Source organism: Mycobacterium sp. IDUB_3, from assembly GCF_055419585.1.
Genome location: NZ_JBVAXZ010000001.1, coordinates 352047 through 377622 on the forward strand (window position 1 = coordinate 352047; position 25576 = coordinate 377622).

General features: G+C 68.0%; 24 protein-coding genes. 18 read left to right on the top strand and 6 right to left on the bottom strand.

The window, feature by feature from the left end; genetic code table 11:
* Nucleotides 1-5 precede the first annotated feature (5 nt).
* Entirely contained in the window at nucleotides 6-482 is a 477-nt protein-coding gene (locus ACZYVJ_RS01325) for a nuclear transport factor 2 family protein (protein ID WP_463829347.1), read from the top strand.
* Between the two features lie 13 nt (nucleotides 483-495).
* Here ACZYVJ_RS01325 and ACZYVJ_RS01330 read toward each other — a convergent pair whose 3' ends face one another.
* From ACZYVJ_RS01330 to ACZYVJ_RS01340, 3 genes are all read right to left on the bottom strand, one after another.
* A complete protein-coding gene (locus tag ACZYVJ_RS01330; RefSeq protein WP_463829348.1) occupies nucleotides 496-1377 on the bottom strand; it encodes an alpha/beta fold hydrolase in 882 nt (293 codons plus the stop codon).
* Between the two features lie 60 nt (nucleotides 1378-1437).
* A complete protein-coding gene (locus ACZYVJ_RS01335; protein ID WP_463829349.1) occupies nucleotides 1438-2829 on the bottom strand; it encodes a WS/DGAT/MGAT family O-acyltransferase in 1392 nt (463 codons plus the stop codon).
* Nucleotides 2830-3314: 485 nt separating this feature from the next.
* Nucleotides 3315-3767, bottom strand: coding sequence for a nuclear transport factor 2 family protein (locus ACZYVJ_RS01340; RefSeq protein WP_463832786.1), 453 nt, complete (start codon nucleotides 3765-3767; stop codon nucleotides 3315-3317).
* 299 nt (nucleotides 3768-4066) lie between these two features.
* Here ACZYVJ_RS01340 and mbp1 point away from each other — a divergent pair, with 299 nt between their 5' ends.
* The 5 genes from mbp1 (at nucleotide 4067) to ACZYVJ_RS01365 (ending at nucleotide 8915) form a co-directional block, all read left to right on the top strand.
* The gene (gene mbp1, locus ACZYVJ_RS01345) at nucleotides 4067-4300 is read left to right on the top strand and encodes a microaggregate-binding protein 1 (RefSeq protein WP_463829350.1); all 234 of its coding nucleotides are present in this window, start codon (nucleotides 4067-4069) and stop codon (nucleotides 4298-4300) included.
* Nucleotides 4301-4395: 95 nt separating this feature from the next.
* Entirely contained in the window at nucleotides 4396-4821 is a 426-nt protein-coding gene (locus ACZYVJ_RS01350) for a TIGR03618 family F420-dependent PPOX class oxidoreductase (protein ID WP_463829351.1), read from the top strand.
* Between the two features lie 51 nt (nucleotides 4822-4872).
* Complete coding sequence (locus tag ACZYVJ_RS01355) at nucleotides 4873-7119, top strand: molybdopterin-dependent oxidoreductase (protein ID WP_463829352.1); 2247 nt, start codon at nucleotides 4873-4875, stop codon at nucleotides 7117-7119.
* 174 nt (nucleotides 7120-7293) lie between these two features.
* On the top strand, nucleotides 7294-8397 hold the full coding sequence (locus tag ACZYVJ_RS01360; RefSeq protein WP_463829354.1) for a type III polyketide synthase: 1104 nt from the start codon (nucleotides 7294-7296) through the stop codon (nucleotides 8395-8397).
* Between the two features lie 14 nt (nucleotides 8398-8411).
* Nucleotides 8412-8915 carry an isoprenylcysteine carboxyl methyltransferase family protein gene (locus ACZYVJ_RS01365; RefSeq protein WP_463832787.1) on the top strand — a complete coding sequence of 168 codons (504 nt, stop codon included), beginning with the start codon at nucleotides 8412-8414 and terminating at the stop codon, nucleotides 8913-8915.
* On the opposite strand, the gene ACZYVJ_RS01370 is transcribed toward ACZYVJ_RS01365, so the two are convergent.
* Nucleotides 8916-9761: an SDR family NAD(P)-dependent oxidoreductase gene (locus tag ACZYVJ_RS01370; protein ID WP_463829355.1), complete on the bottom strand. Its 846-nt coding sequence runs from the start codon at nucleotides 9759-9761 to the stop codon at nucleotides 8916-8918.
* Between the two features lie 207 nt (nucleotides 9762-9968).
* On the opposite strand from ACZYVJ_RS01370, the gene ACZYVJ_RS01375 reads away from it, so the two are divergent.
* Complete coding sequence (locus ACZYVJ_RS01375; RefSeq protein ID WP_463829356.1) at nucleotides 9969-11012, top strand: alpha/beta hydrolase; 1044 nt, start codon at nucleotides 9969-9971, stop codon at nucleotides 11010-11012.
* Nucleotides 11013-11172: 160 nt separating this feature from the next.
* On the top strand, nucleotides 11173-13827 hold the full coding sequence (locus ACZYVJ_RS01380; protein ID WP_463829357.1) for an FHA domain-containing protein: 2655 nt from the start codon (nucleotides 11173-11175) through the stop codon (nucleotides 13825-13827).
* Nucleotides 13828-13838: 11 nt separating this feature from the next.
* On the opposite strand, the gene ACZYVJ_RS01385 is transcribed toward ACZYVJ_RS01380, so the two are convergent.
* On the bottom strand, nucleotides 13839-14003 hold the full coding sequence (locus ACZYVJ_RS01385; protein WP_167540309.1) for a hypothetical protein: 165 nt from the start codon (nucleotides 14001-14003) through the stop codon (nucleotides 13839-13841).
* Between the two features lie 254 nt (nucleotides 14004-14257).
* Between ACZYVJ_RS01385 and ACZYVJ_RS01390 the strand changes: the two genes are divergently transcribed.
* From ACZYVJ_RS01390 to fadD1, 9 genes are read left to right on the top strand one after another with little or no spacing between them, the layout of a single operon-like run.
* Nucleotides 14258-15436, top strand: a complete 1179-nt coding sequence (locus ACZYVJ_RS01390; RefSeq protein ID WP_463829358.1) for an acyl-CoA dehydrogenase family protein — start codon at nucleotides 14258-14260, stop codon at nucleotides 15434-15436.
* A 23-nt stretch (nucleotides 15437-15459) separates the two neighbouring features.
* Complete coding sequence (locus ACZYVJ_RS01395) at nucleotides 15460-16578, top strand: acyl-CoA dehydrogenase family protein (protein WP_463829359.1); 1119 nt, start codon at nucleotides 15460-15462, stop codon at nucleotides 16576-16578.
* Nucleotides 16575-17075: a MaoC family dehydratase gene (locus ACZYVJ_RS01400; protein ID WP_463829360.1), complete on the top strand. Its 501-nt coding sequence runs from the start codon at nucleotides 16575-16577 to the stop codon at nucleotides 17073-17075. The genes ACZYVJ_RS01395 and ACZYVJ_RS01400 overlap by 4 nt, the downstream gene beginning before the upstream one ends.
* 9 nt (nucleotides 17076-17084) lie before the next feature.
* Nucleotides 17085-17531, top strand: a complete 447-nt coding sequence (locus ACZYVJ_RS01405) for a MaoC/PaaZ C-terminal domain-containing protein (RefSeq protein WP_463829362.1) — start codon at nucleotides 17085-17087, stop codon at nucleotides 17529-17531.
* Nucleotides 17528-18730, top strand: a complete 1203-nt coding sequence (locus tag ACZYVJ_RS01410) for a thiolase family protein (protein WP_463829363.1) — start codon at nucleotides 17528-17530, stop codon at nucleotides 18728-18730. Before ACZYVJ_RS01405 ends, ACZYVJ_RS01410 begins: the two co-directional genes overlap by 4 nt.
* Nucleotides 18731-18732: 2 nt before the next feature.
* Nucleotides 18733-19134 (top strand): Zn-ribbon domain-containing OB-fold protein, encoded by a 402-nt coding sequence (locus ACZYVJ_RS01415; RefSeq protein WP_463829364.1) that lies wholly within the window; start codon nucleotides 18733-18735, stop codon nucleotides 19132-19134.
* On the top strand, nucleotides 19131-20123 hold the full coding sequence (locus ACZYVJ_RS01420) for an alpha/beta hydrolase (RefSeq protein WP_463829365.1): 993 nt from the start codon (nucleotides 19131-19133) through the stop codon (nucleotides 20121-20123). The genes ACZYVJ_RS01415 and ACZYVJ_RS01420 overlap by 4 nt, the downstream gene beginning before the upstream one ends.
* Nucleotides 20120-21715 carry a flavin-containing monooxygenase gene (locus ACZYVJ_RS01425; RefSeq protein WP_463829366.1) on the top strand — a complete coding sequence of 532 codons (1596 nt, stop codon included), beginning with the start codon at nucleotides 20120-20122 and terminating at the stop codon, nucleotides 21713-21715. The genes ACZYVJ_RS01420 and ACZYVJ_RS01425 overlap by 4 nt, the downstream gene beginning before the upstream one ends.
* 23 nt (nucleotides 21716-21738) lie before the next feature.
* Nucleotides 21739-23355 (top strand): fatty-acid--CoA ligase FadD1, encoded by a 1617-nt coding sequence (fadD1, locus tag ACZYVJ_RS01430; protein ID WP_463829367.1) that lies wholly within the window; start codon nucleotides 21739-21741, stop codon nucleotides 23353-23355.
* Nucleotides 23356-23369: 14 nt separating this feature from the next.
* Here fadD1 and ACZYVJ_RS01435 read toward each other — a convergent pair whose 3' ends face one another.
* Nucleotides 23370-24233, bottom strand: coding sequence for a DMT family transporter (locus tag ACZYVJ_RS01435; RefSeq protein WP_463832788.1), 864 nt, complete (start codon nucleotides 24231-24233; stop codon nucleotides 23370-23372).
* 244 nt (nucleotides 24234-24477) lie between these two features.
* Here ACZYVJ_RS01435 and ACZYVJ_RS01440 point away from each other — a divergent pair, with 244 nt between their 5' ends.
* Nucleotides 24478-25575 carry a ferredoxin reductase gene (locus ACZYVJ_RS01440; RefSeq protein WP_463829368.1) on the top strand — a complete coding sequence of 366 codons (1098 nt, stop codon included), beginning with the start codon at nucleotides 24478-24480 and terminating at the stop codon, nucleotides 25573-25575.
* Nucleotide 25576: the final 1 nt, after the last annotated feature.

The following is a 25576-nucleotide window of genomic DNA, read 5'->3' on the forward strand; positions in this document are numbered from 1 at the left end:
ACACCATGACCGCCATCGACGAGGTGCTGGCCCGCGTGCGCCGGCTCGAGGACGAGCGTGACATCGCCCGGTTGATCGCCTCCTACGGCCCTGCCGTAGATGCCGGCGATGCCGACGCCGCCGCGGACCTGTGGGCGACCGACGGTGTGTACGACGTCGACGGCTGGCGCATGGAGAGCCGCGCCGACGTTCACGCGATGATCAGCTCGCAGGCCCACCAGAAGTTGGTGGCCAGGGGCTGCTCACACTTCCTCGGGCCGTGTGTCGTCACGGTCGACGGCGACCAGGCGGTGGCGGTATGCGAATCCCTGGTGCTGGTCCGCGACGGTGACGGCTATCGCGTGTGGCGGGCCACCGCACACCATTTCGCGCTGCGCCGCATCGACGACCGGTGGCAGATCGCCACCCGCACCAGCCGAGTGCTCGACGGCAACCCCGACGCGCTCGCCCTATTGATGAAAGGCCTTGCGGGAACGCCTTAATCGAGGCGGCAAGCTAGCTGCGCGACAGGAACGCCAGCACGGTGCTTTCGAACGCGTCCTTGGCCTCGATCATCGCCCAGTGCCCCGAGTTGGGGAAGATGTGCAGCTCCGCGTTGGGGATGGTGCGCATCGGGATCAGCGCCATGTCCGGCGGGCTCACCCTGTCGTCGCGGCCCCACGTCAGCAGGGTGGGCGCGGTGAGCTTGTGCATGGTGGCCCATGGCAGCGGCCGGTCGGAGGCGTTCAGCGCGGCGTTCATCCCGGCGAACGCCGCCTTGCCGTACATGCGTCGCGCCGCGGCCAGGGTGTCCGCGTCGGTGGCCAGCTGCCAGCGCTCCTCGATCAGCTGTTCGGTGACCAGTGCCTGGTCGTAGACCATCGACTTGAGCCAGTCGACCAGCCGTTGTCGGGTGGGGTCCTCGACGAATTCCTGCAGCAGCCGAATGCCTTCGCTCGGACTGGGGCTGAAGATGTTGGTGCCGATGCCGCCGATGGTCACCAGCCGGTCGACGCGGTCCGGATTGTGGGTTGCGAAGTTGATGCCGACACCGCCGCCCATCGAGTTCCCGACGATGTGCACCTTGCCGACGCCCAGCGCGTCCAGGAATGGCGACACCGTGCCGAACGCGGTGACCATCGGATGGCCGCCGAAGTCGTCGCTGACCCCGAACCCGGGGAATTCCAGGATCAGGCACCGGAAGTGCGCGGCGAAGGCGGGCAGCACGCCACGGAAGTTTCGCCACCCGGTGACGCCCGGGCCTGACCCGTGCAGGAACAGCAGCACCGGACCCGACTCAGGGCCGCCGGTGTCGTAGTAGCGCAAAGCGCCCTTTTCAAGGCTGATTTCACGCAGGTCTTCGGATGCGATGGTCGTCGGTTCAGAAGTGTCTGCCACGGATGTCACCCTGCCACGGCGTGGTGGCGCGGCCGGACGGGGTTCCGCTGACCGGGCCGATCAGGTCGGGCGATCGTCCGGTTCGCCGCAAACCAGTTCTTTGAGCGCGGCGGGGAATGCGTCGGCGAGGTCCCAGAGGTCCGGAACCAGGTCGGGGCAGGAGATGATGCCGACGCCGAGCCGGCCGTTGAGCGACATCACGGTGATGTTCAGCGCGGCGCCGGCGATGATCGGACCGAGTGGGTACATCGCATCGACCCGGCACCCCAGGAAGTAGAGCTGTTCCTGCGGGCCGGCGACGTTCGACAACACCAGGTTGTGCGGCGGGTTTTCGGGCAGCGGTATGCGCGGCAGCAGTCTCCTGACCGCGCCGAACACGGTCTGCCCGACCACCTGCGTCCAGTCGTGTAGCAGGGTCGGACCCAGCGCCGCGGAGTGGTCCTTTGCCGCGGCGTTTCCGGTGGCGATGCTGGCCAGCCGTTCCACCGGGTCGTCGATGTGGGTTTCGAGCCGGCAGAGCATCCAGCTCATCTGGTTGCGGCCCGTCCGGGTCGACTTGCCCCACACGGAAACCGGCACGCTCGCGACCAGGGGGACGTCGGACAGCGCGCCGCGGTCCTGGAAGTACTGCCGTAACGCCCCGGCGCACAGCGCCGTCACGACATCGTTGACGGTCACCCCGAAGCGGTGTCTGACGGATTTGACGTCCTCGAGGTCCACGCTGGTCAGGGCGACGTTGCGGCGCCGGGTGAACGAGCCGTTGAACGCCGTTGGCGGTGCCGCGAACGGGGCCGCCATCGTCTGCCCGCCACCGCGGGCGCGCAACACCGTCTCCGCCACGGTCAGTGCCGTGGACGGCAGGACCTTGGCCAGGCGCCACGGCCGCAACGCCGCGCCGATCAGCCCGCTCGCGGCGATCTGCAGTGGATTCGCCGTGGCGGCGCGCTGGGCCGGTTCCGGTGGCGCGGCGTCCGGCACGGCACTGCAGAACTGCGCGAGCAGGCGGGCTCCGCCGACGCCGTCGACCACCGCATGGTGGACCTTGAGGACGACGGACAGCGCGTCGGTGCCGTGCAGACCTTCGATCACCCACATTTCCCACAGCGGAAGATCGCGGTCGAGCGCCAGGCCGGCGATGTGGCCGCAGAGGTCCGCTAATTCTTTGGGCCCTCCCGGCGCGGGCAGGGCCACGCGGTGCACGTGGCGAGCCAGATCGAACCGATCGTCGTCGACCCACACCGGATGGTCGAAATTCAGTTCGTTGTCGGCCAGCTTGAGGCGGAATTCGGGGATGGCGTCGACCCGCCCCGACAGCGCCTCGCAGAAGCGATCGAAGCTGTAGCCCCCCGGCATCGTCGCGGGATCCAACTCCAGAACGCAGCAAACATTCAAAGGCTGTGTCGGCGATTCCAGATGCAAGAAGAACGCGTCTAACCCACTGAGTCGTTGCATACCTGCTCGTCTCGGTTGCGCGGTCATGACCGCTGGTCACATGACCCGCGGTCATCCCGGAGCTCCTGAGGGGACGCACGATCGGGGGACCGCAATGTTTTGGTGTGACACTTATCTGTAGCCCATCGGGGGCTTTTGGCAAACATCCGCCGACAGATTTAACGAAATCGCTACTCTGCGGACGCGCGGGGCGGCGCGCGGGTGCCGGGTTATGTACCGGTGGGCCGGTGGCCGGTGCACAGACGGTCCACCGGGTAGCGGTTATGCCGGCGGGGCAGCGCGCCCGCCAGTAACAGCGCCCCGGTGATCCGCTCCGCGAAGGGCAGCGCGTAACCGCACAGCTGGCCCCGATGGTCAGCCGAACCAGCAGGTACGCCAGCGCGCGGTCGGTGTCGGACGCTGTCATGATCGGTCCTTTCCCCGGTTATTCCGGTGTGGCATGGAAGGCTCACGTCGACAACCGGTTTGGTGTGTCGCGCGGGCGGTCACTGCGTTCCGGAGGGTTCGCGGGCCATCGCCGATTCGGGCGCCGCCCAGTCGGTCGAGACCTTGCGGTGCTTGATCAGCCAGGCGTCACCCTCGGGCACCAGGAGGTCGCGGTAGCGGCCGCAGTGGTCGAGCCCGATGTGGGTGACCACGGTGAAGTAGGAGTCGACCCGCGCCTGGCCGGGCGCCACCTCGGTGAACAACACGTTCGCGACGTTATGGCGCACAATCGGTTTGACGCCGGCCTCTACCGCGATCTTCCCGGTGACCCCGCCCAGGAAGGCGGCGATCTCCGAACGCCCGCGCAGCGGCGCAAAACCCCGGATCTCGAGGATGCCGTCGACGCAGAACGTCGCCGCAAGTCCGTCGAGCCGGCCGGCGTCGCCGGACCAGTTGTAGCGCGCCAAGGTATCCCGGATTCGCTCGCGGGCGACCAGTTCCCACATTTGCACCGTCACGACTCCTCGCACCGCCGTCGACACACCTCGGCCCACCAGCGTAGGCGCGTCGGGTCACGGTGCGGAAATGGGGCGGCGCAGCGGCCGGCAGAGCCCTTGGAGCGTGCTCAGTGGTGTTGTCCGGCAGGGCTATTCGGCCATACCCGCGGTGTCGTTCTCGGTGACGACGAACCGCCCGGTCACGGCTGTGGCGAAGGCTGCTCGCTGCCCAGGTTTCGAGAACGCGCCGGTTGGGCAATAACGGGGGCGAGCGCACGACACGGGCGTTCGTGCGCCACACGGAGGGAGAATCCATGTCGGACAAGAGCGGTCCCGAAGAAGCCATCGAGGGCATCGTCGAGGGTGTCAAGGGCAAGGTCAAGGAAGTCGCCGGCGCGGTTGCCGGGCGTGACGACCTGATGCGCGAGGGCAAGGCTCAGCAGGACAAGGCCGACGCGCAACGAGAGGCGGCCCATAAAGAGGCCGAGGCCGAAAGCGCCCGCAAGGCCGCCGAAATCAACGAAGCTCGCCAGAAGGCCGAACAGTAGCGGTAGTCAGCGGTGGCCCGGTCACAGGCGTGGCCGGCCACCGTTTTGTCGTGGCCCGTGGGAATGAAAAGCCGCGCGCGGGTGTAGGACAACGCATGGAACTCAACGACGCGGCCCGCGGCCTCATCGGCAAGGGTGCGGACGCCACCCTGGTCACCGTCAATCCCGACGGCAGCCCCCAGGTGAGCGTGGTGTGGGTGGCGTTGCGGTCGACGCCGGACGGAGACGAACTCGTCAGCGCCCACCTTTCTGAACACAAGAAGGTCCGTAACGTCCGCAACGATCCCCGCGTCGCCGTGACCATCGTGTCGCTCGACGCGGCGGGGCGGGGGATGCGACCCTACCTCTCGCTCGCCGGGACCGCCCGGATCACCGAGGGCGGCGCCCCCGAACTGCTGGCGGAGCTCAATCCGGTCCTTGGCGACCCGAACACGAAATTCCCGCCCGACAACGCCCCGCCGGGTTACCTCACCCACATCCACATCGACAAGGTCGGCGGCATCGGGCCCTGGGCGGGCTGACCCCGAATCTTGGCACTTCCGCTACCCGCGGTAGCGGAATACAGTGAATGGATGAAACCGGGCGAAGACGGTACGCACCTGCGCACGTGTCCGTTATGTGAAGCCATGTGCGGCTTGGAAATTCACGTCGAGGGCGGCCCCGAAAACGGAAAAGTCACCGGCATCCGCGGCAACCGTGACGACGTGTGGAGCCGCGGACATCTATGCCCCAAAGGCACCTCGCTCGCGGCCCTGCACGACGATCCGGACCGCATCCGCCAGCCGATGATCAAGGTCGACGGCCAATGGCGGGAGGTCAGCTGGGACGCGGCGTTTCGCCGTTGCACCGAACTGCTGACCCCGGTGATCGACAAGTACGGCATCGGCGCGGTCACCGCCTACACCGGCAACCCACTGGCGCATTCGTTCTCACTGGCCCGCTATGCGGGCGTGCTGATGGGCATGTCCGGCATGCCGGTCACGTATTCGCCGGGCACGGTCGACCAATGGCCGAAAAACCTGTCGTCGCACCTGATGTACGGCCTGTGGTGGAACTTCCCGGTGCCCGACATCGAACGCACCGACCTGTTGGTGATCATGGGCGCCAACCCGGCGGCGTCGCAGGGTTCGCTGTTGGCCGCGCCCAACGTGATGAGCCTGATCGACGGGATTCGCAAACGCGGCAAGGTGATCGTGATCGACCCGGTGCGAACCCTGACCGCCGCACGTGCCGACGAGTGGCTTCCCATCGTGCCGGGAACCGACGCGGCGCTGTTGCTGGCCGTCGCGCACACCCTCTTCGACGAAGACCTCATAAAACCTGGCCCGCACGTCGACGGTGTCGACGCCATGCGGCGCGCCGCCGCGGACTGGCCACCCGAGCAGGTCAGCGCAGTCACGGGCATCGACGAAGACCGCATTCGCCGGCTGGCCCGCGAGCTCGCCGGCACCGAAAAATCGGTAGTATACGGTCGAATCGGCCTGTGTAATCAGGAGTTTGGCAGCCTTGCCAGCTGGCTGGTCGACGTCATCAACATCCTTACCGGCCATTTCGACACGCCCGGCGGCGCGATGTTCCCCAAGCCGGCGGCCTGGTCGATCACCACGCAGCCACTACCCGGGCTGGAGGACGGCGCACCGGAATTCGGTCGTTGGCACACCCGGGTGCGCGGCGCCAAGGAGGTGCTCGGGCAGGCGCCGGTGTCGTGCATGGCCGAGGAGATCGCCACCCCGGGCGACGGGCAGCTCAAGGCGCTGATCACGGTCGCGGGCAACCCGGTGCTGTCCACCCCCGCCGGCGACAAACTTGATGAAGTGCTGCCGATGCTGGAAGCGATGATCTCCGTTGACCTTTGGCTCAACGAGACGACGCGGCACGCCGACGTGATCCTGCCCGGCCTGTCCCCGCTCGAGCAGCCGCACCACGACGATCTCATCCTGCTCTTCGCCATCCACAGCATCGCGAATTATTCTGCGCCGGTGTTCGATCCGGGCGATCGGCCGCACGAATGGGAAATCCTGATCCGGTTGACCGGCCTTTGCGCCGGCACACCGGCCGAGGACGTGGACGTCGCGGCCATCGACGACGGCTTCTTCGACTACCTGGCCTTCACGCAGGGTCTTGACGGTGGACAGATCCGCAAGCTCTACGAGCACGGCGGACCCGAGCGAATGCTTGACCTCACCCTGCGCACCGGTCCCTTCGGCGACCAGTACGGCAAGAACCCGGGTGGGCTGACGCTGGACCTGCTCAAGGCCAACCCGAACGGCATCGACTTCGGGCCCATGGTGCCGCAGCTGCCCGACATCCTCGGCACCGCCGACAAGAAGATCCGGCTCGCCCCGCAATACCTGCTCGACGACCTACCGCGGCTTGCCGCGCGCATGGAGCGGCCCGCCGAGTCGCTCGTCCTGGTGAGCCGCCGGCACCTGCGGTCCAACAACACCTGGCTGCACAACGTGCCCGCACTGATGAAGGGAAAGGACCGGTGCACGTTGCTGATCCATCCCGACGACGCGGCCCGGTACGGAGTCGCCGACAACGACATCGTGACGGTGAAGTCGGAGGCCGGCGAGATCAAAGTACCCGTCGAGGTCACCGAAGCCATCAAGCCGGGTGTGGTCTCGATGCCACACGGCTGGGGGCACGGCAAGCCGGGCACCCGCATGTCGGTGGCCAACAGCTCGCCGGGTGCCAACACGAATGTGCTTTCCCCGCCAACGTTTGTCGACGAGCCATCCGGCAACGGTGTGCTCAATGGCATCCCGGTTACGATCATCGACGATCAAGCCCGGTTCCGGCCCGCGCCCACCGCCTGAACGCCTTCCGGGCTTCCCCAGTCCCGCTAAGCCTTCGCGTCGAACAGGTCGTGCCCAACATGTCCCGCCCCGGTGGCCTGTCTGCTGATTAACGATCGCTGTGCCGTTGTGGTTCAACTCACTTCGGCGCTGCTCCGGTGAACCATTTAGGGGGCGGCCGTCGTCGGCAGGGGCATGACTGCAACTACATATTCCAGTTCCCCCCATCGGGCTGCGGACCGAGGATGCGGTGCTCCACGGATCGCCGGCACCGCGGTGGCCTTCACGTCGCACCGATACAACCAGGATGAGGTTGCGCGAGAACTCACCGAGTTCACCGATCCGGGATTTCTGCGCTTCGCGCAGACCGCCGGCGTCGACCAGCGCAGCCTCGCGCTACCGCTGTCGCGTTACCCGAGACTGAGCGGCTTCACGGAAGCGAACAACGCGTATCTCGAGGTGGCCGTCGATCTGGGTGAGCGGGCGATCAATTCGGCGCTGGCGGCCGCCGGCGTGGCACCGCACGAGGTCGACACCATCGTGATGGTCTCCAGCACCGGAATCGCCGTGCCCACCATCGACGCGCGACTGATGACCCGAATCGGGTTGCGCCCCGACGTCAAACGGGTGCCGCTGTTCGGGCTCGGCTGCGTGGCCGGCGCGGCCGGAATGGCGCGCGTCCACGACTACCTGCACGGCTACCCCGAGCACGTCGCCGTGCTGCTGTCGGTCGAACTCTGCTCGCTCACAATGCAGCGCGACGACACCTCGGTTCCCGCGCTCATCGGTGTGTCCCTGTTCGGTGACGGCGCCGCCGCGGTCGTTGCCACCGGTGCAGAACGAATCCCGTTGGCCGACAGCAAAACAGGACCACGCGTGCTGGCGACCCGCAGCCGCGTCATCCCGGAAACAGTCGGCGTGATGGGCTGGAACGTCGGCTCGAGCGGATTTCAGCTTGTCATGTCGCGTGACGTCCCCAAGATGGCCGACGACTACCTGCGCGCCGAGGTCGACGCGTTCCTGGCCGATCACGGGCTGGCTATCGCCGACATCGCGGCCTGGGTGTGTCATCCCGGCGGTCCAAAAGTCCTCGAGTCGATCGAGAATGCGATCGGGTTGCCCGCCGAAGCCCTGGCGCACAGCCGAGACTCCATGCGGGAGAACGGAAACGTGTCCTCGGTGTCCGTGCTGGACGTGCTGCGCCGCACGATCGCGGCGCCGCCGGGAGGCGGCGACTTCGGGGTGATGCTCGCGATGGGGCCCGGTTTCAGCTTCGAGCTGCTATTGCTGCAGTGGTGACGGGGGACGACGCCATGTACTACTACCTGTTCATTCTCGCCGTCGGGGCCGAACGCCTCGTCGAGTTGGCGGTCGCCCAGCGAAACGCCAGATGGTCGATGGCGCACGGGGGCAAGGAATTCGGGCGCGATCACTACCCGGCGATGGTCAGCATGCACGCCCTGCTGCTGGTTTCGTGCATCGTCGAGACCTGGAGCCTGGGGCGGCCGTTCATCGGGTGGCTGGGCTGGCCGATGCTGGCCGTGGTGGCGCTCAGCACGGTCGTCCGCTGGCGCTGCGCCAGCGTGCTCGGCAAACATTGGAACCCGAGGCTGATCGTGATCCCGGACGCGCCGTTGGTTCAGGGCGGGCCGTATCGCTGGCTGCGCCACCCCAACTACACCGCCGTGGCGGCCGAGGTGGCCGCGCTGCCGCTGGTGCACTCCGCGTGGCTCACCGCGATCGTGTTCAGCGTGGCCAATGCGATGGTGCTCTCCGTGCGCATCCGCGCGGAGAACGCGGCGCTGGGTTACACGTGATCAGGGGGCGATGGGCCGATTGGTCCACTGGCGATCGGGCCGGCGCGTCGAGCGGAACCATCCGCCCGCCGCGCCGGTGCCGCCGTCGGTCGGGATTACGTGGCCGGTGACGAACCCCGAGAGGTCTGAGGCCAGGAACAGGATGACCCGGGCCTGATCCTCGGGTAGGCCCATCCGCCCGACCGGAACCCACCGCGGCCACTGCGCCTGTTCCTCGGCCGAAAGCCATTGCGAATAGGGCACTTGCAGCGATTCGGTGACGTCGGGCGCGATCGCGTTCACCCGCACCCCGTCGTTGCCCGCCTGGACCGCGAGGCTGCGGGTGAACGCGTTGACGGCGGCTTTGAAGGCGGCGTACACCGGATCCTCCGGATATCCGCGCAGCCCCTCGACCGACGAGACGTTCACGATCGCACCGGCGTGCCGCTCGACCATGGCCGGCAGGAACGCGTGGGTCACCAGGAACACGTGGTGCAGGTTGATCCGGTAGAGCTGGTCCCATAGCTGCGGGTCGGTGCCGGCGAAGCTTCCGGGGTGCTGCAGCCAGTGGCCCACGTTGTTGACCAGCACGTCGACCCGGCCAAACCGGTCGAGGACCGTGGCGGCCAGGCGGGAGACCTGGTCGGGGTCGCGGACGTCGGTGGGGATCGCCAGTGCCGACCCGCCTGCTGCGGTGATCGAGGCAACCGTCGCGTCGGCGAGGTCGGCGTCGATATCGGCGATGATCACGTCCGCGCCGTGTTCGGCGAACAGCCGCGCGGTGGCGGCGCCGATTCCTCCAGCGCCGCCGGTAACGACCGCCACCCGGCCGGTCAGTAGCGCATCAGGATGCGTAGCGTGTGTCACCGCTCATATCATCGGGCATTCAGGGGGTTGAGCAACAGCCGGTGGAGCCTGATTACGCCCGCACGACAACCGCAAAAGAGATATCCGAGTGATACCCATCTCCGCGGCCAGCAAACGTGATGTACGCGACATTTCTCATGCGTTAATTTCCAGTTAGCCCTCTGCGGCGGCGGGGTATTCGCCCTCCACTTAGGAGGTTGAAGCCCAATGGTGAGTACAGCCGAACCGACGCATATCTTGCCGAGCGTGGCGACGACGCGACGCGTCCATCATCGCCATAGCCCGCAGTCTGTTGCGGTGGGAGTCGCCAGCCGCCTGATCGTGAAGAACGCCGTCCGGGCGTGGGCCTTGACGCCGAATTTGCATTGGCCACTCGAATACGTCGACGGCGTGGCGGGATTGTTGCCGCGTGTCGGATCCGGGGCGAAAATCCAATCGGTGCGGTTGGACAACTGTGCCGCTGAATTGGTCCGCGCGCCCGGCGTATCGGGGGAGCGGGCAATCCTGTATTTGCACGGCGGCGCATTTCTCACCTGTGGCCTCAACACGCACCGCTCCATGGTGACCCGCTTGTCGAAGGCGGCCGATGCCGCCATCCTCGCCGTCGCATACCGGAAATTGCCCGCACACCAGATCACCGACGCCATCGACGACGGGATCAGTGGCCTGCGCTGGCTACGCGATCACGGCTACGACGGCGACCGCGTTGTCGTGGCCGGCGACTCCGCCGGCGGATATCTGGCGTTCATGACCACACTCCTGGCCATCCAGGACGGCATCATGGACCCGGCCGGGGTTGCGGCCGTCTCGCCGTTCACCGACGCGGATCCGGTGCGAAAGCTCAAGCACCGCAACGCCCGCAAGTGTTCGATGTTCACCCGCCTGGCATACTCGCGGTTCGCCCAATTCCTCAGCAACGCGCAGGTCGTGGAGGGCCAGGGCGACAGCACGGTCGCGTCCCCGGTGGACGCTGATCTGTCCTCGTTGCCGCCGGTCACCATTCACGCCAGCTCGGACGAGTTGCTGCTGGCCGATGCCGAACTGATGGCGAAGCGCTTGGAAGCCAGCGGGATCCACTGCGATCTGCATCTGTGGGACGGACAGATTCACGACTTCCCTTTGGCCGCAGACGTTTTGCCCGAGGGTAGGCGCGCCATCAAATACCTTGGGGACTTCGTCAAAGACGTCACCGCTGTTCGCGCCAAGGTGCCGAGTGTACGCAGCCTGCGCAATGCCGCGGTGGCCGGTTGAAGGCGACGAAACTAACCGCGCCGCAACCTGATTCGCTGTCCAGCTGCTTCGGCAACTCCACGTCGTTTTGCCCCGCCCGCTGTCGCCGGCGGTGGCGCGAGACCTGCCCGGCGAAGAACCCAGCGCATAAGTTGCGCCGCTGCCGTTACAGTTGGTCCTGATGACCCCACCAGCCCCGCCTGCGCTGACCGTGCGTTACGAGGGAGCCGAGCGCACCTTCGCGCCGGGCAACGACGTAGTGATCGGGCGTGACCTGCGTGCCGACATGCGAGTCGCCCACCCGCTGATCTCCCGCAACCACCTGATCGTGCGGTATGACCAGGGCCGATGGATAGCCGTAGACAACGGCAGCATGAACGGCCTGTATGTGCACAATCGCCGCGTCCCGGTCGCCGACATCCAGGATGGCCTGCGGATCAACATGGGCAATCCCGACGGCCCGGCGCTCACCTTCGAGGTCGGCCGCCACCAGGGCTCGGCCGGTCGGCCCCCGCTGACGACGTCGATACCGATCGTCAGCAACCCCAGCGAACCGCTGGCGCGGGCACCGCAGAGCCAGTCGTTCGGCATGCAGTGGCCCGGCCAGCCCCAGCAGCCGGCGTCGGTCTCCTTCCGGCATCCCGTCCATCCGCCCACCGCCGCGCAGCCGAGCCGGCCGGCCGGCGGACCCACGCCGGGCTATCCGTCCGGGCCGCAGCCCCAGCACCCGACCAGTGGTCTACCCAGCGGCTCCCAGCCGGCCCCGCAGATCTATCGGTCACCGTCGATGCAGGCGGCACCGCCGACGACCGCCGAGCCGGCGGCGCCCCAGACGGGCCGCGTCGGCGGCGACTCGTCCGTCATCGCGACGTCGATGATGAAGATCCTGCGGCCGGGCAAGACCGGGCTGGACGTGCCCGGCGCGATCAAGATCGGCCGCGCCAACGACAACGACATCGTCATCCCCGAGGTGCTGGCATCGCGCCACCACGCCACCCTGGTCCCGACGCCCACCGGCACCGAGATCCACGACAACCGCAGCATCAACGGCACCTTCGTCAACGGCGCCCGGGTCGATTCGGCCGTGCTGCACGACGGCGACGTCGTCACGATCGGCAACATCGACCTGGTCTTCCACGGCGGCAACCTGGCCCGCCGCGACCAGACCGCGACCGCCACGCGCAGCGGCGGGCTCGACGTGCGCGGGGTGACCTGGACGATCGAGAACAACAAAACGCTGCTGGACAACATCTCGCTGACCGCGCTGCCCGGCACGCTGACCGCGATCATCGGGCCCTCCGGCGCCGGCAAGTCGACCTTCGCCCGGTTGGTCGCCGGCTACACCCACCCCACGACGGGAACCGTGTCGTTCGAGGGCCACAACGTGCACGCCGAATACGCCTCGCTGCGCAGCAGGATCGGCATGGTGCCCCAGGACGACGTCGTGCACGGGCAGCTGACCGTGCAGCAGGCGCTGATGTACGCCGCGGAACTGCGGCTGCCGCCGGACACCACGAAGGACGACCGCGCCCAGGTGGTGGCCCGGGTGCTCGAAGAACTCGAGATGACCCGGCACCTGCACACCCGGGTCGACAAGCTGTCCGGCGGTCAGCGCAAGCGCGCGTCGGTGGCGCTTGAGCTGCTCACCGGGCCGTCGCTGCTGATCCTCGACGAGCCGACCTCCGGCCTGGACCCGGCGCTGGACCGGCAGGTGATGACCATGTTGCGGCAGCTGGCGGACGCCGGCCGGGTGGTGCTGGTGGTCACCCACTCGCTGACCTACCTGGACGTCTGCGACCAGGTACTGCTGCTGGCGCCGGGCGGCATGACGGCGTTCTGCGGGCCGCCCAGCCAGATCGGTTCGGCCATGGGCACCACCAACTGGGCCGACATCTTCAGCACCGTCGCCAACGACCCGGACGGGTCCCGCGAGCGCTACCTGGCCCGCACCGGCCCGCCACCGGCCCCGCCACCCGCCGAGAGACCCGCCGAACTGGGCGATCCTTCGCATACCAGCCTGTTCCGGCAATTCTCCACGATCGCCCGGCGCCAGATGCGACTGATCGTCTCCGACCGCGGCTACTTCGTGTTCCTCGCGCTGCTGCCGTTCATCATGGGTTCGCTGTCGATGTCGGTGCCCGGCGATGTCGGCTTCGGCATTCCGAACCCGATGGGTGCCGCGCCCAACGAGCCGGGGCAGATCCTGGTGCTGCTGAACGTCGGCGCGGTGTTCATGGGCACCGCCCTGACCATCCGCGACCTCATCGGTGAACGCGCCATCTTCCTGCGCGAACAGGCGGTCGGGTTGTCCACGTCGGCGTACCTGCTGGCCAAGGTCTGCGTGTACACGGTCTTCGCGATCGTCCAGTCGGCGATCGTCAGCATCATCGCGGTGCTCGGTAAGGGCGGCCCGACCCAGGGTGCGGTGGCGCTTGGCAAGCCGGGCCTGGAGCTGTTCGCCGACGTCGCGCTGACGTGCGTCGCGTCGGCCATGCTTGGGCTGGCGCTGTCGGCCGTCGCCAAGTCCAACGAGCAGATCATGCCGCTGTTGGTGGTGGCGGTCATGTCGCAGCTGGTGTTCTCCGGCGGGATGATCCCGGTCACCGCGCGCATGGGGCTGGATCAGATGTCGTGGGCGACGCCGGCGCGGTGGGGGTTCGCGGCGTCGGCCTCCACCGCCGATCTGACCAAGCTGGTGCCCGGCCCGCTCACGCCGAAGGATTCGCACTGGCGGCACACCCCGGCGACGTGGTGGTTCGACGTCGGCATGCTGTTCGTCATCAGCGCCGTCTACCTGGGCTTCGTGCGCTGGAAGATCCGCCTCAAAGGCGGCTGAGCACTCGGTTGTCAGGCGCCCTTGCGGACCAGCTGCTCGGCCGCGGCGCGCATGCGGTCGGACAGCTGCAGCAGATCGTGCTCGCCCACGCCCAGCGGCAGCGTGTAAGCCAGTTGCCGCAGTTCGACGGCGTAGTTGCGTAAATCTTCGCGGAGGCGCATCTCAACAGTGGGCATGACTTCTCCCTTAGGAGGGGCAGAATGCCTGGTCCGCGTCGACCAGCTGATCTGAAAATCCTCGCAGCCCGTCCGCATAACCGCGAGGGCATCGACGCGAATTAACGGGAGTTTGACAGCGTCTTTACAGTCGGAGCGCCGGCGATGTCGGCGCTCGCGCGTGCCGCAATACCGAAATTCCCGGGCGCAACCTCGTCGTGGCGTTACGCTGGCGCTGCTTGGTGTAAGGCCGGCAGAAAGGCACAGGCGCCGGAATGGATTTCGAGCTCGACGCTGGGCAGCGCGCCTGGCTCACCGAGGTTCGTGAATTTCTGCAGCAGAACGTCACCCCGGAATTGCGCGCCGAACTCGCCGAGCACGACCTGGAATTTCGCGCCGGCGAGGTCGACCGGTTTCGCCGCAAGATCGGGGCCAAGGGCTGGTTCGGGCTGAACTGGCCGCGCGAATATGGCGGACTGGGGCTCGGCGCCATTCACCTGCATCTGCTGATGAGCGAATTCGAATATTGGGGCGTGCCCGGCCCCGACCTGACGGTGACCTCGGTGGCGCCGATGATCATGCGGCACGGCACCGAGCGCAACAAAACCGAATGGCTGCCCCCGATCGCCCGGGGCGAAATGATCTGCGCGGTCGGCTATTCCGAGCCGGAGGCGGGAACCGACCTGGCCGGCCTGCGGACCAGCGCCACGCTCGACGGTCAGGAATGGGTGATCAACGGCACCAAGATCTGGAACAGCGGCGCCCAGCGCGCGACGCACGAATGGCTCTGTGTCCGTACCGATCCCAGCGCTGCCCGGCACCGGGGCATTTCGGTCATCATCGTCCCGATCGACAGCCCGGGCGTCGACATCCGCCCGCTGTACGCGTGGTCGGGCTATCGGACCAACGAGGTGCACTTCCGTGACGTGCAGGTCCCGCTCACCAACCTGGTCGGCGAGGTCAACCGCGGCTGGACCTACATCACCGGTGCGCTCGATCTCGAACGCGGTGCGCTGACCAACGCCGGAGACCTGCGCCGCGCCGTCGAGGAACTGCACGAGCTGGCGCGACGGCCGCGGCGCGACGGGTCGGTGCCCGCGGACGACCCGTCGCTTCGTCGCCGGCTGGTGCAGGCCGAGGCCGACGTCGCGGTGGCCGTCCTGATGGGCTACGAGGCGGCGTCCATCCTCGACAGCGGCGTCATCCCCAGCGTCGAGGTCAGCGTCGAGAAGGTGTTCACCAGCGAGCTGCGCCAGCGCATCGCCGGCCTGGCACTCGACATCCTCGGCCCCGACGGCCTATTGGCGCACCGCAGCGACCAGGCCCCGCTGGCAGGCAAGTTCGAGCGGCTTTACCGGGCCGCCCCGCTGATGCGCTTCGGCGGGGGCGCCAACGAGGTGCTGCGCGACATCATCGCCCAGCGCGGGCACGCGATGCCCTCCTACGGACGCTGACTCCGAGAGCCCGCACACCGCCGATGAAGACGATCCCCACCGCCGAACAGCGCGAGTTCGCCTCGGCGTTGCGCGCGCTGCTGGCCGCCGAGAACCCGATCGCCCTGGTGCGCGCCCTCGCCGAACCCGGCGCGGACCGCGGCACGCCGGCGCTGTGGAAGGCGCTGGCCGAGGCGGGCGTCTTCGGCCTGGCCATCACCGAGGAGTACGGCGGCGCCGGTGGCGCGCTCGACGACCTCGCGGTCTTCTACACCGAGGCCGGCCGCGCGCTGTGCCCGACGACGGTGCACAGCAGCGTGCATGCCGCGCTGGCCATCGACCAGCTCGGCTCCCCGGACGCCAAGGCCCGCTGGCTGCCTGCGCTCGCGTCCGGGAGCGTCCGGGCCACCACCGCACTGTGGAACGCCCGCGACGCCGCCGTCGTCGCCCCTGGGCTGCACGCCGACCCCGCCGGAAAACTGTGGCGGCTCAACGGAACCGCGGACTATGTCCTCGATGCCGACGTCGCCGAATTCATCGTGGTGTCGGCCGCGGCGGCCGGGCGCACCCTGCTCTTCGTCGTCGACGTCCGCGGTGTCAGCGTGGAACCGCTCGACATGGCCGGTGGGTTCCGGGCATTCACGGTGCGCTTCGACGACGTCACCGCCGACGCAGCGCTCGACGGGGTCGCCGCACCGGCGCTGCGCCGGCTGGCCAACACCGCCGTGGCGCTCGGATCGCTCGACCTGGTCGGCGTCGGCCAGGCGGTGCTGGAGCGCACCGTCGACTACACCAAGCTGCGGCATCAATTCGGTAGGCCCATCGCGTCCTTCCAAGCCGCCCAGCATCTGGTCGCCAACATGCACATCGCGCTCGCGGCGGCACGATTGGCCGCCCACGCGGCGGTGTTCTGGCTGGGGCGCGGCCGCGTCGCGACCAGGGAGACGGCCGTCGCGCGCATGCACGCGGCCGCCGCCGCGCGGCTGATCACGCTGGACGCCCACCAATTACACGGCGGCATGGGCTATGTCACCGAGACCGACCTGCACCTGTGGAGCGAGCGCGCACGGCTCGGCTCGACATTCGGCGGCGGAGCCGACGTCGCCGCCTCCTGGCTTGAGCAGAGCATGCACGACGAGGCCGACGAAGGGGAGCGCCGTTGAGCGAGGACAGTTTGATCGATGCGGAATCCGCATCGCGCGTGGGCACGGTCGCCGCGTCGGCGACCGGTGAGGTGAACCGGCGCGATTGGCAACGCTGGGCCGCGGCGGTGGGTGACCACAACCCCCTGTATTTCGACCCGGATTACGCCAGGGCCAACGGATATCGCGACATCGTCTGCCCTCCCTTGTACCTGCAGTACGCGATCCTGGGCGTCTCGCCGCTGAAGTCGTTGCGCCCCGACGGATCGTCCGGCGCGGTCTCCGGCAGCCTGGCCTTCCCCCGAGCCCCCAAGCGGATGGCCGGCGGCGAGAGCTTCACGTTTCACCTGCCGGCCTATCACCGCGACGAGATCGAGATGGTCCGCACCATCGAGTCGATCGCCGAAAAGCAGGGCCGCTCAGGGAGATTCGTTCTCGTCACCTGGCACACGATGTATCGCAACCAGCATCGCGACCTGGTCGCCGAAGCGTCGACATCGATGATCGCCCGTCCCTAGGAGCGCGCCATGACCGATTCCCAGGTGTTCTACGACGACGTCGCGGTGGGCGAGCACATTCCCACACTGACCGTCACCGTCGACGAAACCCAGATGTTCTTCTTCAGCGCGGCCACCTACAACGGCCACCGCATTCACTACGACAAAGAGTGGGCCCGCGGCACCGAAGGCTACGACAACGTCCTGGTGCACGGTCCGCTCCAGGCGGCGCTGCTGGCCCGCGCCCTGGGTGACTGGATCGGCGGGCGCGGGCGACTGGTGTCTTTCTCGGTGCAGAATCGGGCCGTCGCCTATCCGGGCGAGTCGCTGCGCTTCGGTGGTGAGGTCACCGGTAAACGGCTGAGCGACACGGGAGCCGGGCTGGTCGATCTCGTCATCGCGGGGCGCCGCGACGACACGATACTGATGCCGGGCATGGCGACGGTCGAGCTGCCGGTGCGGGGAGCCCAGCCGTGACCGGGCTGCGCGGCGAGGCGGCCATCGTCGGGATCGCGGAGTTGCCCGCCGAACGGCGCCCCACCCGCCCGCCGCTGTTCACCCTCGACCAGTACGCGGTGCTGGCGAAGATGGCGATCGCGGACGCCGGGGTCGATCCCGGTTGTGTCAACGGCCTGCTGACCCACGGCATCGCCGAGTCGGCCATGTTCGCGCCGGCCACCCTGTGCGAATACCTGGGATTGGCCCTGGATTTCGGTGAGCGCGTGGATCTCGGCGGGGCCACCGCCGCCGGAATGATCTGGCGGGCCGCGGCGGCCGTCGAACTCGGCATCTGCGAAGCGGCGCTCGCCGTCGTCCCCGGATCGGCGTCATTGCCACAATCCGAGCGGCGACCCACGCCCGACCCGAATTGGTATGGGGCGTCGTCGAACAACTACGGCTCGCCGCAAGCCGAATTCGAGATACCCTACGGCAACGTGGGCCAGAACGCGCCTTACGCACAGATCGCCCAGCGTTACGCGGCGGAATTCGGTTACGACCCGGCCGCGGTCGCCAAGATCGCCGTCGACCAGCGCACCAACGCGTGTTCGCACCCGGGCGCGGTGTTTCACGACACCCCGATCACGGTGAACGACGTGCTGGAAAGCCCGATGATCGCCGACCCGATCCACATGCTGGAAACCGTGATGCGCGTGCACGGGGGAGTGGGCGTGCTGATAGCCAACGCCGACATCGCGCGCCGCGGCCGCCACCGACCGGTGTGGGTCAAGGGTTTCGGCGAGCACATCGCCTTCAAGACCCCGACCTATGCCGAGGACCTGCTGTCCACCCCGATCGCACGCGCGGCCGACCGGACCTTCGCGATGGCCGGGCTGAACCGGTCCGACGTGGACGTCGCGTCGATCTATGACTGCTACACCGTCACGGTGCTGATGAGCCTGGAGGACGCCGGATTCTGCGCGAAAGGCAAGGGCATGTCCTGGATTACCGAGCACGACCTGACCTTTCGCGGTGACTTCCCAATCAACACCGCAGGCGGCCAACTGTCCTTCGGCCAGGCCGGCATGGCCGGCGGCATGCACCACGTGGCCGATGGCGCACGCCAGATCATGGGCCGCGCCGGCGACGCGCAGGTGGCCGACTGCCACACCGCGTTCGTGACCGGCAACGGCGGCATCATGAGCGAACAGGTCGCGCTGCTCCTGCGGGGGGACTAGTTATGGCCCGCCCCATCCCCGAGCCCACACCCGTCTCACGGCCGTTCTGGGACGCTCTGGCGCAGCGCCGGATCCTGGTGCAGTATTCGCCGTCGGCGCGGCGCTATGTGTTCTATCCGCGCACGCTGGCCCCCGGCACCCTGGCCGACGACCTGGAATGGCGCGAAATCGACGGCGCTGCAACGCTGTACACCTTCACGATCGCGCGCCGGCCCACCGGCCCGCCGTGGGCCGACGCACTGCCTCAGCTGCTCGCGGTGGTGCGGTGGGACGCCGGGCCGAAATTCAGCACCGAGCTGGTCGACGTCGATCCGGGCGACATCCGGATCGGGATGCGGGTGCAGCCGGTGTTCTACGATCTGGCTGAAGAGGGCATCACCCTCCTGAAATATCGGCCCGCATGACCTCAGCGACGAGGTCGGAGGTGCACATGGACGACCCGCTCAACGGCATAGTGCAGGCGATGCTCGACCAGTTGAACGCCGGATTCCCGCGCGTCGAGCACCTGACCGGCCCGCAGGCGCGCGCCGCGGTGGCGCAGCGACGCATGCCGGTCGACAACCTCGACGACGTCCGCAGCGCCACCGACCGCACGATCCCGGGGCCCGGCGGCGCGGTTCCGGTGCGCATCTACGAGCCGCACGGCGAGCCGTCGGCGGAGCGCGCCGCGATCGTGTTCTACCACGGGGGCGGATTCGTCTTCTGCGACATCGAATCTCACGATGGATTCTGCCGGGCCCTGGCCCGCGGCAGCCAAGCCGTCGTGATCTCGGTCGACTACCGCCTGGCCCCCGAGCATCCCGCCCCGGCGGCGGCGCACGACGCGTTCGCGGTGTTCGGTTGGGCGCTGGCCAACGCCGTCGAGCTGGGCATCGACCCGGCACGCACCGCGGTCGCCGGTGACAGCGCCGGCGGCAACCTGGCCGCGGTCACCGCCATCCTCTGCCGCGACCGGGGCACCACCTCACCCGCCGCGCAGCTGCTGATCTACCCGGCGATCGATCCGAGCTTCGACACCGACAGCTATCACCGCTACGCCACGGGTTACTTCAACACCCGCGCCGCGATGCAGTGGTATTGGAATCAATACCTCGGCGCGCAAACGGTTTTCGATCCGCCGTATCTGGTGGCCCCGGCCCGCGCCGACACTCATGCGGGCCTGCCACCCGCAGTGATCGTCACGGCCGGCCACGATCCACTGCACAGCGAGGGCTGCGACTACGCCCGCCGGTTGCGCAGCGCGGGAGTGCCCGTCGTGCACCGGGACTTACCCGGGCTTTTCCACGGCTTCATGACGATGCAGGCGTTTCCACCGGCGGTTTCGGCGCAGCACCTGGTCTGCGCCGATCTGCGCGAGCTGCTGCATCCGGCCGACCGGAGCGCCGCGTCGTGACCGAAGTCAGCGACGTCATCGTCATCGGCGCCGGGTTCGCCGGGCTGTACGCGGTGCACCGCGCCGCCTCGTCGGGCCTCGCGGTGACCGCCCTCGAGGCCGCACCCGACGTGGGCGGCACCTGGTACTGGAACCGCTACCCGGGCGCGCGCTGCGACGTCGAAAGTGTGGATTACTCCTACTCTTTCGACGAGGAGCTGCAGCGGAGCTGGCAGTGGACCGAACGCTTCGCCGCCCAACCCGAAATCCTGGCCTACCTGCGGCACGTCGCCGACCGTTTCGATCTGCGCCGCCACTACCGATTCGGTGTCGACGCGATCGGCGCCACCTTCGAGCGGGGACGCTGGCACGTCGACACCGCGGCCGGGGACACCTATGCCGCACAGTTCCTGCTGTGCGCGACCGGCTGCCTGTCTGCGGTGCACCGGCCCAATATCAAGGGCGCCGAAACCTTCTCGGGCGAAGTATATTTCACGGCCGCGTGGCCGCGTGAAGATCCGGAGCTGCGCGGCAAGCGGGTGGGCCTGATCGGCACGGGATCGTCCGGCATCCAGGTGGCGCCGATCATCGCCGCCAACGCCGAAAGCCTGGTGGTATTCCAGCGATCCGCGAACTACACCATCCCGATGCCCAACCGGCCGTGGTCGGCCGACGAGCAGCGAGAGATCCAGGAGCGGTATCCCGAGCGTCGCCGTGTCTCCGCGTACGCGGCGGCGGGCACCCCGCACGGCACCTACCCGAAGAACGCCCTCGACACCGACGCCCACGAGCGGTCGGAAGCGCTGTGGAAGCGCTGGCGCGAAGGCGGCGTCCTATTCGCCAAGACCTTTCCCGACCAGACCAGCGACCTGTCCGCCAACGACGTCGCCAGGACCTTCGCCGAGGAGCGGATCCGGGAGATCGTCGCCGATCCCGTCGTCGCAACGGATCTCATCCCGGTCGATCACCCGATCGGAACCAAACGCATCTGCACCGACGACGGCTACTACGCTACCTTCAACCGCGACAACGTCCGGCTGGTGAATCTGCGCCGCGAACCGATCGAAGCGATCACCGCCGACGGCGTACGAACCGGCGAAGCGACATATCCCTGCGATGTGCTGGTCTTCGCGACCGGTTTCGACGCCATGACCGGGGCGCTGACCCGAATCGACCCGAAAGGACCTGGGGGACAACGACTCCGCGATGTCTGGGCCGACGGCCCAGTCACCTTCCTCGGCCTGATGGTGTCGGGGCTGCCGAACCTGTTCACCATCAGCGGGCCGGGCAGCCCCTCGGTGCTGTCGAACATGGTGCTGCACGCCGAGGTTCAGGTCGACTGGGTCATCGATCTGGTACGGGCCGCGCGACGCCTCGGCGTGGACGAGGTCGAGCCGCGCCGCGACGCGGCGCTCGCCTGGACCGAGCACGTCGCCCACGCGGCCGAGCGGACGCTGTTCCCGAAGGCGGCATCCTCCTGGTACCTGGGCGCCAACATCGAGGGCAAGAAGCGGGTCTTCATGCCCTACATCGGCGGCTTCGGCACCTACCGCCGCCATTGCGACCAGGTGGCCCGCAACGACTACGCGGGGCTGGTGCTGACCACCCGATGACGACGCGAAGGGGAAGTGAACCAGTGCCAGAGACGGTTCAGCAGCTGCTGCGGCAGCGTCGCGACGACGATACCCCGGCGCTCGCCCACGGCGAAAAGACGTGGACCTGGCGCGAGCACCTCGCCGAGGCGGAGGCGGAGGCCGCGGCGCTCATCGCGCTCGCGGACCCGGCACGGCCGCTGCATGTCGGTGCGGTACTGGGCAATTCGCCGGCCATGTTGCGGGCCATGGCCGCGGCCGCGCTCGGCGGCTACGTGTTGTGCGGCATCAACACCACGCGGCGCGGGGCCGGATTGCTGGCCGACATCCGGCGATCCGACTGTCAGATGCTGCTCGTCGACCCCGACCACCGCGGACTGCTGGATGGGTTGGACCTCAACGGTATTCAGGTGCTCGATGTGACCGGCGCACGCTACGCCGAGGCCGTCGCCGCGGCGCCACCGCTGGTCCCCGTTCGCGAGGTGGCGGCCGCCGACACGCTGATGATGATCTTCACCTCCGGCACCAGCGGTGACCCCAAGGTGGTGCGGTTCGCCCACGGCATGGCGATCATGTGCGGTGCCAGCCTGATCTATCAATACGACGTCACCGCGGACGACGTCTGCTACCTGGCGATGCCGCTCTTCCATTCCAACGGTGTCGCCGCCGGGTGGGCCGTCGCGATCGGCTGCGGCGCCACCATGGTGCCGGCCCGGTTTTCGCCGTCGCGCTTCCTCGACGATGTCCGCCGCTACCGGGTGACGTACCTGAACTACGTCGGCAAGCCGCTGGCATTGATCCTGTCCACCCCCGAACGTCCCGACGACGCCGAGAACACCCTGCGGGTGGCGTTCGGCAACGAGGCCACCGATCGCGATATCGCGGAATTCGCAAGGCGTTTCGGGTGCCGGGTCGTCGACAGCTTCGGCTCCAGTGAATTCGCGGTCATCGTGGTGCGCGAAGACGGCACGCCGCCCGGCTCCATCGGCAAGCCGTACCCGGGTGTGAGCATCTACAACTCGACGACGCTGCGGGAGTGCGAGACAGCGCGGTTCGACGCGCAAGGGGCGCTGACCAATTTCGATGACGCCGTCGGTGAACTCGTCAACACCCAGGGGGCCGGCCCGTTCGCCGGCTACTACAACGACCCGGGCGCCACCGCCGAGCGGATGCGGCACGGGATGTACTGGTCGGGCGATCTGGCGTACCGCGACGCGGACGGCTGGATCTACCTCGCCGGGCGGACCGCCGATTGGATGCGGGTGGACGGCGAGAATCTGGCCGCCGGCCCGATCGAGCGGATTCTGGCCCGGCTGCCCGACATCAGCCAGGTCGCCGTCTACGCGGTCCCCGACGACCGGGTGGGCGACCAGGTGATGGCCGCCCTGGTGCTGCGGCCCGGGGCAAGCCTGAACCCGGCCGATTTCGAGAAATTCCTTGCCGCCCAAGCCGACCTGTCCCCGAAGGCGTGGCCGCGCCACGTGCGCATCAACGATCAGTTGCCCGCGACCGCGACGAACAAGATCCTCAAGCGAGCGCTGGTCGCCGCGGGTGTTACGGCGCAGGACGGTGTGCTGTGGACGCGGCCCGCGCGCGGCACCGGCTATGCGCCGGTGGGCGACACCGCCGACGGCCGCGCGGCGTCGGCCCTCGGCTCATGAACTAGCGGGCGTCCTCAGCCCGCTTCCTCGGGGACGGGCGCTTCGCCGAAGCGCGCCAGCACCAGGGTCCCGGACACGGCGACGGCAAACCCCACGATCACCAGCCAGCCGAGCCCGTCGCGCGCGGTGTCACCCAGCCACACCACCCCGACGAACGCGGGCGCCAGCGTTTCCCCCACCACCATTCCCGCGACGGCCGTGGTCACCGATCCGCGATGCAACGCGGAGGTGAGCAACAGAAACCCCGCGGCGCCGCCGGCGGCGGCCGCGTACAGGGCGGGGTTGGTGTAGAAGGAGCGTTGGGTGGGATCGAGCGCGTCGATCAGGCGCACGCCCACCTCGACGACGCCGAAGCCGCTTCCGGCGCCCAGCCCCAGTGCGAGCGCACGGGCGCGGTCGGGAAGACGCCCCGCGGCGGCGCCGCCGACGAAGATCGCGGCCACCACACCCAGCAGGGCCCAGCCGAGCCCGGCCGGGGCGTGCCGAAAGTGTCCCGGCCCGGCGGCGAGCGCCAGGAGGACCAGGCTGACGCAGACGACGCCGACGGCCGTCCACTCGGCCGACGACAAGCGCGCCGACAACACCCATGCCGCGACCACGCCGGTGACCGCGATCGAGGCGGCCAGTGCCGCCGCCACCACATAGATCGGGACCAGGCGCAGCGCGGCGACCTGCAGAGCAAACCCGACGACGTCCAGGCCGACACCGACCAGATAGCGCCACTGGCGCACGGCGCGCAACAGCAATACCGCGTCCACACCCGAGCCGCTGCCCGCTTCCACCGAGCGTGTCCCCGCCGCTTGCAGCACGGTCGCCGTCCCGTAGCAAAGCGAGCAGCCCAGCGCGAGGAGGAAGCCGATCAGCACACCCACCGACATTAGGCGCCGCGACTGCAGGCCCGCACCGCGGATGGTCCTGCGAAACACCTGAACAAACGTTTGGGTGCCCCTTGCCCTGGGCACCTCACAGGTATCAATCGCCACAGCCCAAGATCGAGCGCGTACCGGCCAGTGAACGGAGTAGATTTCGTCGTGTGCCCGTTTAACATGTGTCTAAGCTTGTGCGCCAATAAGATTCAAAACGACGTTTAGAGTCGGTGTACAACTGTGTACTCTAACGCTTATGGCTGAACGCGGCGCCCAGCCCAACGTCCCCCGCGGGCGTCGGTTGTTCCTGCGGGCGGTGCGGCGGTTATTCAGTCCGTTGCAGCCCGACGATTACCTGGAAATGATCAACCCGCTGTGGACCACCAAGGAGCTGCGGGGAAAGGTCGAACGAGTCGAGCCGCAGGGCTCGGAAGCGGCGAGCGTGCTGATCCGGCCCGGGTATGAATGGCCGGGTCACAAGCCAGGTCAGTACGTGCGGCTGGGCGTGGTTGTCGACGGCGTCTACCACTGGCGAGCGTATTCGTTGACGTCGGACCCGGCCCCCGAGGACGGGCTGATCAGCGTGACGCCCAAGCGGGTGGACGGCGGCGTCGTATCGCCATACCTGGTGCAGAAGATTCAGCCCGGCGACCTGGTACGGCTCGGTGAGATCGAGGGCGTATTCACGCTGCCCGAGCCGTTGCCGGCCAAGATGCTGTTCATCAGCGCGGGCAGCGGCATCACACCGATCATCAGCATGTTGCGCAGCATCGATCACGGCGGTGAGTTCGGCGACGTCGTGGTCATCCACTCCGCTCGCACCCGCGAGCAGGTCATGTTCTTGCCGGTCCTCGAAGAGTTCGATCGCCGTCACGACGGGATGCGGCTGGATTTGCGCCTCACCGCCGAACGCGGTCGGCTGGAACCAAGCGGGCTGGACGAAGCGTGCCCGGACTGGCGCGAACGCGAAGCTTTCTGCTCGGGTCCCGGCGACATGCTCGACGCGCTGATCGAGCACTGGGAAAACAACGGAGACCGCGACCGTCTGCACCTCGAGCGTTTCCAGCCCAAGATCGGCGGCGACGCCAACGCCGGGGAGGGCGGCACGGTGCAATTCCTCGATAGTGAGAAGGAAGTCGAATGTGACGGCGGCACATCGATTTTGGAGGCAGGCGAGAAGGCAGGTCTAAACCTGGCCTACGGCTGTCGAATCGGAATCTGTCATACCTGCGTCGGGACGCTGAAGTCGGGCAAGCTGCGTGACCTGCGCTCAGGTGAAGTGATCGAACCCACCGAACAAGACGTACGGATCTGCATCAACACCGCCGAAGGCGATGTTGAGCTCGAACTGTGAT